Origin of the sequence: Aquimarina agarivorans, assembly GCF_000218485.1 — a bacterium.
GTDB lineage: Bacteria > Bacteroidota > Bacteroidia > Flavobacteriales > Flavobacteriaceae > Aquimarina > Aquimarina agarivorans.
In genome coordinates this window covers 61,184-71,556 of record NZ_AFPB01000180.1, presented here as the reverse complement: position 1 = coordinate 71,556, position 10,373 = coordinate 61,184, and the positions used below count along the sequence as shown (strand labels likewise).

At 34.5% G+C, this 10,373-nt stretch carries 10 protein-coding genes and 2 pseudogenes; 5 read left to right on the top strand and 7 right to left on the bottom strand.

All coding sequences use genetic code 11. The features are described 5' to 3' along the window. Window positions 1–43 precede the first annotated feature (43 nt). The 3 genes from porG to GMC_RS0117760 form a co-directional block, all read right to left on the bottom strand. Window positions 44–766, bottom strand: a complete 723-nt coding sequence (gene porG / locus GMC_RS0117770) for a type IX secretion system protein PorG (protein ID WP_316928990.1) — start codon at window positions 764–766, stop codon at window positions 44–46. Between the two features lie 145 nt (window positions 767–911). Beyond that, a complete protein-coding gene (locus GMC_RS0117765) occupies window positions 912–1,793 on the bottom strand; it encodes an NAD kinase (protein ID WP_010523410.1) in 882 nt (293 codons plus the stop codon). Window positions 1,794–2,040: 247 nt separating this feature from the next. Next, window positions 2,041–2,694, bottom strand: coding sequence for a CBS domain-containing protein (locus GMC_RS0117760; RefSeq protein WP_010523409.1), 654 nt, complete (start codon window positions 2,692–2,694; stop codon window positions 2,041–2,043). Between the two features lie 210 nt (window positions 2,695–2,904). Between GMC_RS0117760 and GMC_RS0117755 the strand changes: the two genes are divergently transcribed. From GMC_RS0117755 to GMC_RS23465, 5 genes and pseudogenes are all read left to right on the top strand, one after another. Continuing rightward, complete coding sequence (locus tag GMC_RS0117755; protein ID WP_010523408.1) at window positions 2,905–3,636, top strand: pyridoxine 5'-phosphate synthase; 732 nt, start codon at window positions 2,905–2,907, stop codon at window positions 3,634–3,636. Window positions 3,637–3,852: 216 nt separating this feature from the next. Further along, window positions 3,853–4,623, top strand: a complete 771-nt coding sequence (locus tag GMC_RS0117750) for an alpha/beta fold hydrolase (RefSeq protein WP_010523407.1) — start codon at window positions 3,853–3,855, stop codon at window positions 4,621–4,623. Between the two features lie 100 nt (window positions 4,624–4,723). Then, window positions 4,724–5,950: an OmpP1/FadL family transporter gene (locus GMC_RS0117745; protein ID WP_010523406.1), complete on the top strand. Its 1,227-nt coding sequence runs from the start codon at window positions 4,724–4,726 to the stop codon at window positions 5,948–5,950. A 60-nt stretch (window positions 5,951–6,010) separates the two neighbouring features. Beyond that, the gene (locus GMC_RS0117740; protein ID WP_010523405.1) at window positions 6,011–7,675 is read left to right on the top strand and encodes an SGNH/GDSL hydrolase family protein; all 1,665 of its coding nucleotides are present in this window, start codon (window positions 6,011–6,013) and stop codon (window positions 7,673–7,675) included. A gap of 660 nt (window positions 7,676–8,335) precedes the next feature. After that, window positions 8,336–8,533, top strand: a pseudogene (locus GMC_RS23465) (hypothetical protein); the annotation flags it as partial. Between the two features lie 152 nt (window positions 8,534–8,685). On the opposite strand, the gene ftsY reads toward GMC_RS23465, so the two are convergent. The 4 genes and pseudogenes from ftsY to rpmB all read right to left on the bottom strand — a co-directional run bounded on the left by ftsY (window position 8,686) and on the right by rpmB (window position 10,367). Continuing rightward, window positions 8,686–9,639 carry a signal recognition particle-docking protein FtsY gene (gene ftsY, locus GMC_RS0117730; protein WP_010523404.1) on the bottom strand — a complete coding sequence of 318 codons (954 nt, stop codon included), beginning with the start codon at window positions 9,637–9,639 and terminating at the stop codon, window positions 8,686–8,688. 119 nt (window positions 9,640–9,758) lie between these two features. Then, a pseudogene (locus GMC_RS20270) lies at window positions 9,759–9,908 on the bottom strand (DUF4295 domain-containing protein); the annotation flags it as partial. A gap of 7 nt (window positions 9,909–9,915) precedes the next feature. Next, window positions 9,916–10,098, bottom strand: coding sequence for a 50S ribosomal protein L33 (gene rpmG / locus GMC_RS0117720; protein ID WP_010177521.1), 183 nt, complete (start codon window positions 10,096–10,098; stop codon window positions 9,916–9,918). 29 nt (window positions 10,099–10,127) lie between these two features. Then, a complete protein-coding gene (gene rpmB / locus GMC_RS0117715) occupies window positions 10,128–10,367 on the bottom strand; it encodes a 50S ribosomal protein L28 (RefSeq protein WP_010523402.1) in 240 nt (79 codons plus the stop codon). Window positions 10,368–10,373 lie beyond the last annotated feature (6 nt).

The window sequence follows — 10,373 nt, the reverse complement described above, 5'->3', positions numbered from 1 at the left end:
TATACTTTAAATGCTGGGAGAAGATTTATTAAAATTGGCGTTATTAAAAAATACAATAACAAGGTCGCCTACCAAAAGTATAGGTTAGTGTTAATGAATTAAAAAAATACCAATCGTTATTGTTTAAATTTCCGAAGTTTAAGTTTGTTGAACCAAAGGGTAAATTCAGATTTTCAGGGTTACTACCATCCAAATTATCTGTAAATGTATACCTAGCTCCTAGCTCAAACCCTACTATAAAATGTCTACCTATATTTGTTTTAATTCCTAAAACTATAGGTATAGCCATTGACCAAGTATCGTCAAATGCTAAAAACTCGCTTGATGGCACTCCTGTGTCCGAAATGAAATCTCTTCGAGCTAAATCACCATGATTGATTACAGTAATTCCCGTATACATGTATGGTACCATTTGTTTTTCCCCAGTGTGCAAATCCCATTCCCAAAAGGTATACTCAATCCCCAATGAAATTTCCTTTACGGAATTATCGAAAAAATAGGCGCGTTGTTGCCTTAATGGATCTGAAGAATCTGGATCACTTGCACTGATGGGTATGTATGCTGCTGAAAAACGAAATGAGTGTCTTTTACTTCGATTCCATTTAGCCAAAATACCAAAACCTGTATCTTGAGGGCGAATAAACGTAGTGTTCCCTACATCACCTACATAGTTTGACACACCTATCATAGCACCAACCTCATAAGTTTGAGCATGGACAAAAGCAACTACAAAAGTGGTAAGGAGGCTGAATAGGATCTTCCGCATAATCATCAAAGTTTGCAAATATAGAGATTTTGATTACTAATTAGTAAATATACTTTCATTATAAAAGTTTAAAACAATTTTTGACCAGTTTTATTGTAATTTCTTACAAATTCTAGGTCAGAATTTTGCAATCTTCTATTTTAGCTTAATTTCTTTTATCCTCACCCCACAACATTTTTTCTCGGAGCGTTTTTAAAAAACTTTCTTGATTTAGCTGCACCATATTAATTTTAAAATCCGCCTTTTTAATAATTACCTCCGTATCATTCGGAAGCGTATGTGTCCGTGAGTCTAATGAAATTAGATGTTCATCTTCCCTTCCCGAAATGACTAATGAAAGTTCATAATCATTTGGAATAACCAATGGACGCATATTCAAATTGTGCGGTGCAATTGGAGTTACCAAAAAACTTGAAGTTTCCGGCATTACTATTGGCCCCCCACAACTTAAAGAATATCCAGTAGAGCCCGTAGGGGTAGAAACAATCATACCATCAGCCCAATAAGAGGTTAAAAATTCTTCATTCACCTTGGTGTGTACGGTAATCATTGAAGTCGTATTTTTTCTACTCACTGTAATTTCATTAAGTGCAAAATTAACACCATCAAAATTGTAGCCAGCATCCGAAGTAATTTGCAACAGGTTACGCGAAGAAATACTATAGTTCCCTTCAAATATTTGGTGTATCGACTTTTCTAGCTCATCTTTTCTAATGGTGGCCAAAAAACCCAAACGCCCAGTATTTATACCCACAATTGGAATTCCCAAATCACGCACATAAGTTACTGTTTTTAATATCGTACCATCCCCTCCAATACTAAAAAACAAATCATAAGAAGTATCTAACTCTTCAAAGGTACTAAAGTGGGAGTAGTTTTTACTGATGCTTTCATGCAAGTGAATTAATTCTAAAAATTTTTTTTCAATGACCACTGTCACCGAATTGACATCAAGTAACTCCAATAATTGTTGAATGTATTTTCCTGAATTTTTATGATAAAACTGCCCGTAGATACCTACTTTCATTGGTTGTTGGTTGTTGGTTGTTGGTTGTTGGTTGTTGGTTGTTGGTTGTTGGTTGTTGGTTGTTGGTTGTTGGTTGTTGGTTGTTGGTTGTTGGTTGTTGGTTGAGATTTTTTTTGGGATTCTCCCAAAAAAAATCTCAAATCTCAAATCTCAAATCTCAAATCTCAAATCTCAAATCTCAAATCTCAAATCTCAAATCTCAAATCTCAAATCTCAAATCTCAAATCTCAAATCTCAATATAACAAACTACATATTCAAATATTTATCCAAATACCTTGAGCGTTCTTGTAAATTTTTTAAAAAGACATCATCGTAATGATCTGACACAATTTCATATCCGTACCTCCTGAATGTTTGAAGCAATCCATTCATATCACCATCGCTCGTTTTTACGGTAGTTTCAACAATATCTCGTTCCAAATTTGATACATAAACTGCTAAAACTTTAATATTATTAGATTCTACAATTTGACAAATTTCACTAAAAGAATGATCATTCATTCCTTTTTGCACTACAATTACGTTGCCATATTCACTTAAAAAAGGCATATCGCCAAATACTGCCATCACCTCCTGCAGTTCTACATATCCCAAATACCTCACCTTTTCATGACTTAGCACTGGCATTAAATTGGTCTGATATTTGCCTAAAGTTTCCAATACCTCCAGTTCATTCATACCCTCTTTCACATAAAAACTTTCGTAATCAAAAGAAAAATCTCCCACTAGCTTTTCTTTATCATAACTACGCACATCATATTCAGAAAGACTCCCCAAATACTTGTCATCATTAACTACTGGTAAGTGCGAAAACGTCAATTCATTGAACAACAATTGTGCAAATTCTATTTTAGTATCTGGTGTTAATGGCGGAATATCATTCAGTATTTCTAAATTCATATTTCTAAATTATAATGCAATCCTAAAAAATATTGCTATATCCAATTCATTTGATATATAAGCTTCAACCAATACATTGAGTATCTTTAAAATGGTAATGTAACGGCATAAAAAGGAATTAAAAAAATGTACTAAAGGAACAAAAAAGTCGCAAAAACTTTTGACATAATGCCCAAACTAGTTTGTACTTTTGATTAAAACTTAAAAGCCATGACTAAGCTTAGTGTAAATATAAACAAAATTGCTACGTTACGTAATGCTAGGGGAGGCAATGTGCCTAACCTTTTAAAAACAGCCAAGGATATTGAGCGTTTCGGAGGACAAGGCATTACCATTCACCCCAGACCCGATGAACGACATATAACCTACAAGGACGCACATGATTTGACTGCCATTATAACAACAGAGTTTAATATTGAAGGGAATCCTATTCCTAAATTTATTGATTTAGTACTTGCTACAAAACCTGACCAAGTTACTTTAGTACCCGATGCAATTACCAACATCACCAGCAATGCAGGATGGAACACTATAGAAAATAGCTCCTTTTTAACTGAAGTCATTTCGGAATTTAAACGCAATAATATACGCACCTCTATTTTTGTAGATCCCGAAAAATCTATGATCGAAGGTGCCAAAAAAACAGGAACCGATCGTATTGAACTGTATACCGAAGCTTATGCTAAAAATTATACCATTGATAAAGACAAAGCTATTCAACCTTATATTGCTGCTGCAGAAGTAGCGCTAGCTAACAATTTAGAAATTAATGCTGGACACGATTTATCATTGAATAATATCGAATTTTTTAGCAAAAATATCCCTGGATTACTCGAAGTATCAATAGGCCACGCATTGATCTGCGAATCCTTATATTTAGGCATGGAAAATGTGGTTCAAATGTATTTAAGGAAGTTAGGTGTTAGACATGAGTCTTTGTAGTTTGAAGCGTAGTAAACATTTGACTCTGAACCAAAAAATGGAAACCAAAACAAGACTTAAGATTTAGGACTTAGGACTTAACAAAAACACAGAGTTTTAGAATATAGAGCGCACACCTTAACTTTTAACTATATAAAACAAATAGCTAAAAACTGAACAAAAAAATTTCAACCTTCAACCCACAATCAACAACCGACAACTTAAAAAAAAAAAACAATGCAATTACATTCAAACATCATAGGCCAAGGTGATCCTTTTTTGATTTTACACGGATTTTTGGGCATGGGAGATAATTGGAAAACTTTAGGTAAAAAGTATAGTGAGCTTGGCTACCAAGTTCACATGATTGATCAACGCAATCATGGACGAAGCCCACATAGCGACGCATTTAGTTACCAACACTTGAGTGATGACCTACTTGAATATTGCCAAACGCATCAATTAAAAGAGGTCATTTTGTTAGGACACTCCATGGGAGGCAAAACAGCAATGTACTTTGCCTGCGAACACCCTCAATTCATAAAAAAACTACTAATTGCCGATATAGGCCCCAAATATTATGCGCCACACCACCAAGATATTTTGGATAGTTTATTGAGTCTTGATTTTTCAGAAATCACTTCGCGCTCTGAGGCAGAAAACATTTTAAAAAATTATATAAAAGATGCAGGCACACGACTATTTTTATTAAAAAATCTTTACCGAAAAACAAAGACCTCATTTGGTTTAAGAATAAATCTAGAGGTGTTAAACAAAAATGTTAACGAAATCGGAAAACCCTTACAGACTAATCAAACTTTTAATGGAGACACTATTTTTTTATACGGTGAAAATTCCAACTACATTTTAATTGAAGATATCGACCTAATCAAAACACACTTCCCCAAAGCACAATTACAAAAAATATCAAAATCAGGACATTGGCTACATGCCGAAAATCCAGCAGAGTTTTTTAATTATTCTTCAAAATTCATAAAAAACCCTTAAAGTGCACTAGTTTTTATCAGTATTTTATTTCATTTTTTGAAAAAACCATTAAAATTAACTTAACTTTACTTTAACTATTTATGAATTTAAGTTTCAAATCATGAAAAAACTACTATTTTCAATAGCCTTAGGGCTAATTACTTTAAACACCTATGCTGGTGGGTACAGGGTCAGTCTTCAGGGACAGCGCGCTCTAGCCATGGGCCATACAGGTGTAGGTGTTGTTGACAGTGCCGAATTAGCTTTTTTTAATCCGGCAGGATTAGTGTACCTAGAGAATAAACTGAATATAAGCGGTGGAGTTACCCTTATATCTTCAACAGCTAAATACCAAAACAGTCTAACAGGAGAAACTGCTGAAACAGATAACTCCATTAGCACTCCCTTCAACTTATACATATCCTATGGTATCAACGACTGGCTATCAGTTGCATTGGCTGCATACACTCCTTACGGTAGTACCGTTGAATGGGAAAAAGATTGGGCTGGATCGGATTTGGTGAACTCTATTAGTTTACAGTCCATTTATATAAACCCAGTTATTTCAGTTAAGCTAAACGAATACTTTAGTATCGGAGGAGGACCAATTTACGCTACTGGTAACGTTAATTTTAATCGAAATTTACAGCGTGCGCCTGGCGGAACAGCAAACAGACCTAACATTGAGGTTGATGCCGAAGGTGTTGACAATTGGGGTTGGGTATTTTCAACCATGTTTAGACCAAGCGAACATGTGGCCATAGGAGCAACTTACCGTAGTAAAATTGATTTAAATGCCGAAGGTGGTGATGTTACTTACACTAATATTGATTTGCCTGAAACGCAATTTAACGCAACCTTACCTTTACCTGCGGAACTTACCTTTGGTGGGTCAGTACAAGTCTCTAAAAAATTATTGCTTGCTGCAGAATTTAATCGAACGTATTGGAGTACTTATAAGTCGCTTGATTTGGATTTTACAAATCCAGAAGCTACGGATTCAAGAAACACAAGAAATTACCAAAATTCAAACATTTACAGAATTGGCGCACAATATGACGCGAGCGAAAAATTTATAGTAAGAGCAGGATATTATTTTGATGAAACTCCATTACAATCTGGATTTTACGCTCCGGAAACCCCACGAAATGATTCGCACGGATTTACCACTGGATTTTCTTATAATGTTACCAGTAAATTAGCTATTGATGCTTCATTCTTATACTTGTATTTTTCTGAAATTGACGAATCTTATGATTCTGACCCTAACGATACTGTGGAGCGTTTTTCAGGAACATATAAATCAAATGCCATAATTGCTGGTTTAGGACTTACTTATAAACTATAAAAAAAGCTAAAACTCATTTTTTATTTATAAGTAAAATAGAAATCCCAAAAAATTACACTCATGAAAAATTACATAGCATATATTTCAATTTTATCACTAGCTTTTGTAGCCTGTGAACCCGAATTTGATAATGAAGTTAGTGGCACACCTGCCCAGCAGGAACGTGGCGAAGCTGACTTTACAACGTACGTTGCCTTAGGAAATTCATTAACAGCAGGTGTTGCTGATCAAACTTTATATATTGATGGACAACAGGTTGCATTTCCTGTTATTATAGCAGAACAAATGAAAGCTGCTGGTGGCGGCGAATTTACCGTACCGTTAATGGCTGACAATATTGGTGGCTTCCCTGGAATCCCAGAGGTTGACGATATGGGTAATCCCATTGAGGGCACGTTGATGTTCCCTCCAAAATTAGTTTTTAATGCAGCAACAAGGTTGCCTGAAACAATCGAAGGCGTATCCACCACTTTACCTACTACGATACTTGATGGTTCATTTAATAATATGGGAGTACCTGGTGCTAAAAGTTTTCATTTAGTTGCTGAAAATTACGGCAATGTTGCTGGTTTACCAACTGGGAACGCAAATCCTTTTTTTACCCGTTTTGCATCGGATTCAAGTACCACAATATTGGCTGATGCTTTAGCGCAGCAACCTACTTTTTTTAGCTTGTGGATTGGCGGTAATGATGTACTAAGTTACGCTACCAGTGGAGGTACTGGAATTAATCAGCTAGAAAATACAGACCCTTCAACTTACAGCCCTGATGATTTGACCAACGTTGGTGTTTTTGCAACTGTTTTTCCTAATGTTATTAATGCATTGACTGCTAACGGAGCTAAGGGATTGGTCATGAATATTCCTGATGTAAAGACCCTACCCTTCTTTACAACTGTTCCAAATAATGCACTAGTACTAAACGCAGAACAAGCTGCTGGACTTACTGGTTTTTTTAGAGCCTATGTAGGGATATTAACCCAATCAGCAGTTATCGAAGCAGTGACTGCAGAAATAACTGAAGCTAGAACAAATGGGGTCACTGACCCTACTGTTCTTGGACAAATTCAAGAGCAAGCAACACAAATGGCTCTTGCTCAAGCTGGTCCCTTATTTAACCAATATGCTTTTACATTTAATTCAGGACCTAATAGATTTTTAATCCAAACTGCTCCAACGCTAACTAATCCTGCAGGTTTACGTCAAATGACAGAAAATGAATTGTTATTATTATCAATTGATCAAAATGCATTACGTACTCAAGGTTATGGTAGTGCTGCTATTTCTGATGAAGTATTAGCTGTTTTGAGAAAATTACAAGCTGCTCCAGAAACAGTTACCCCTGAAGAAGGCCTACTTGTAGTTAATGCCGTTAATCCTATTGAAGATAAAGACGTTCTGGACACAACAGAAATCAATGAAATTGAAATTGCAACCGCAGCATTTAATGAAATCATTAAAACTACTACTGAAGCAAACGACCTTGCGCTTTATGACGCTAATGCTCGTTTACAAGCGTTAAGTACTACTGGTATAAATGTGAATGGTACTATCATTTCTAACACTTTTGTAAGTGGTGGTTTCTTTTCATTAGATGGGGTACACCTTTCACCTCGTGGAAATGCGGTTATTGCTAATGAAATGATGGAAACGATTAATGCTAAGTACGGTTCAACTTTGCAACCTGTAGAATCTGGAGCTTTTCCTACGGTAAGGTTGAAATAGCGTTAACTTTCAAAATTGAATTAATATCGTTTCTGAAGTTAAATTTCCCATTTAAGAGCAGAACCAATATAACAACCTCCATCAATTAATTTTGATGGAGGTTTTCTTATGTTATCGTAAAATTTCTAAAGATGCATTTTAATTTGGTAAATTCGTATAGGTTATGGTATTGTAATTCAATAAATCAATTGTTCAACTTCTTCACTTAATCATACTCAGTTCCGTTATAAAAATATGCTTCCAAAAATCGAAACTTTGTTATGACAATCATTTTAGCTCCATATACATAAATAACAATTATGAAAATGATAATAAGTATATATAAAAACTAATGATATAATTATTGTAACTTTATGAAAATTAAAAACTTAAAATAAGTCAGTCTATGATTCTGATTACTACTGAATAGTTTTATCCCCACGGATAATTATTTTGTATTCAATTTTAACCCTTAAAATTTAAAGTTATGAAACGAATACTTTTTTCTCTGTTAGTCCTAGTTCCTTTTTTTGGCATAAACGCTCAATATGAAGTTGACAGATCACTTCCTTTAGGAATTAAAATGAATCATTTTAATAATGATTCTAAAATTATTGAAATAATTCTACTAAAAATACGAATCCTTTATTAAATGCACACCAAAACTATTCCGTCCACCCGAATCCAGCACGTATTGGCGAAGGCGTACATATAAATATTTTAGAAAAAGGGGATGTCGTTCACATTTTTAAACCTGAAGGAGAGCTAGTTTCCAAACAAACTATTGATGTTGATAAATTAATTGATACCAGTGATTTAACTAGCGGCGAATATTTAGTTAGAAATCACATGCTTTTTATAAAACTCTTAGTCTATTAAAGTATTATTTTAGATAAACGAAGTTAATTCAGTTAATCTTTTGAATTATGATCAACTGATTTTTTATGCTTATCAACTAACATAGCCTCCAAAAACGAACGAATTAATCCTTTTACTGTAATTTTTTTGACTAGTAATACTTATTTTAAAAATTATTTAAAAAAGGAGTCTACAAATTCAAATTTGTTAAACACTTGCAAGTCATCAATACCCTCACCTACTCCTATGTACTTTACAGGTATTTGAAATTGATCACTAATCCCAATAACAACACCTCCTTTTGCGGTACCATCAAGTTTGGTGATTGCCAAACTTGTAACTTCGGTTGCTGCGGTAAATTGCTTAGCCTGTTCAAATGCATTTTGTCCAGTTGACCCATCCAAAACAAGAAGCACGTCATGTGGCGCATCAGGAATCACCTTTTTCATTACATTTTTCACCTTTGTAAGCTCGTTCATCAAATTAATTTTATTATGCAAGCGCCCAGCAGTATCTATAATAATCACATCGGCGTTTTGAGCTACTCCTGATTTTAACGAATCATACGCAACAGAAGCAGGATCGCTCCCCATGCTTTGTTTCACGATAGGTATATCAACACGATCCGCCCAAACTTGTAACTGATCAATAGCCGCCGCCCTAAAGGTATCAGCAGCACCCAACACCACGCTTAAGCCTTGTTTTTTAAATTGATTTGCTAATTTACCAATAGTAGTAGTTTTACCCGCTCCATTGACACCTACAACCATAAGTACGTACGGTTTTTTATCCGCAGGAATACTAAATTCTTCAGCTTCGCCTAGGTTCGTTTCCGATAAAAGCCCTGCAATTTCTTCCCTTAAAATTTGATCCAGTTCCGAAGTACCTAGATATTTATCTTTAGCCACTCTTGCTTCAATTCTATCAATAATCTTAACCGTAGTTTTTATCCCTACATCACTACTAACCAACACCTCTTCCAAATCATCTAAAACTTCGTCATCAACTTTTGATTTTCCCGCAACGGCCTTACCTAATTTAGAAAAAAAGCTTGATTTCGATTTTTCTAAACCTTTATCTAAACTTTCCTTTTTATCTTTTGAAAAAATTTTTTTGAAAAAACCCATAATTTATGCTGTATAGTTTAATGGCATAGTTGATCACAAAGATAACAACTTAGCTATAACCAAAAAAAGCCATTCTACTAAATGAAGAATGGCTTTTTTCTATTTTTGAAAAATACTATTTCTTGTTGAAAAAAATCTTTCGTTGCGTCTGGCGCCATGATAGATTCTACAAAAGTATATGATCCTGTTTTAGGAGATTTTACCATTTTGATGGCTTTAGTTAATCTCTTTGAACCTGTCTGTAATGTTGCTACTGATTTCTTTGCCATAACTTACTTATTTAATCTCTTTATGAACAGTCATACGCTTAAGAATAGGATTGAATTTTTTAATTTCAATTCTATCAGGTGTATTTTTTTTGTTCTTTGTTGTTATATATCTTGATGTACCTGGTTGCCCGGTCGCTTTATGCTCCGTACATTCCAAAATTACTTGAATTCTGTTTCCTTTTTTTGCCATGGTGCTTTATTTAAACCTTTTCTAAGGAATTATTTTTTATAAATACCTTTCTCTACAGACTCTTTAATCGCTGCTGAGATTCCAATTTTATTTATTGTTTTTAACGCTGCAGCGGACACTTTAAGTGTTACCCAACTATTCTCTTCAGGAATAAAAAAACGCTTTTTGATTAAATTTGCATTAAATCTACGTTTTGTTTTATTCATTGCGTGAGAAACATTGTTCCCCACCATTGCTTTCTTTCCGGTAAGCTCACAAACTCTTGACATGGTTAT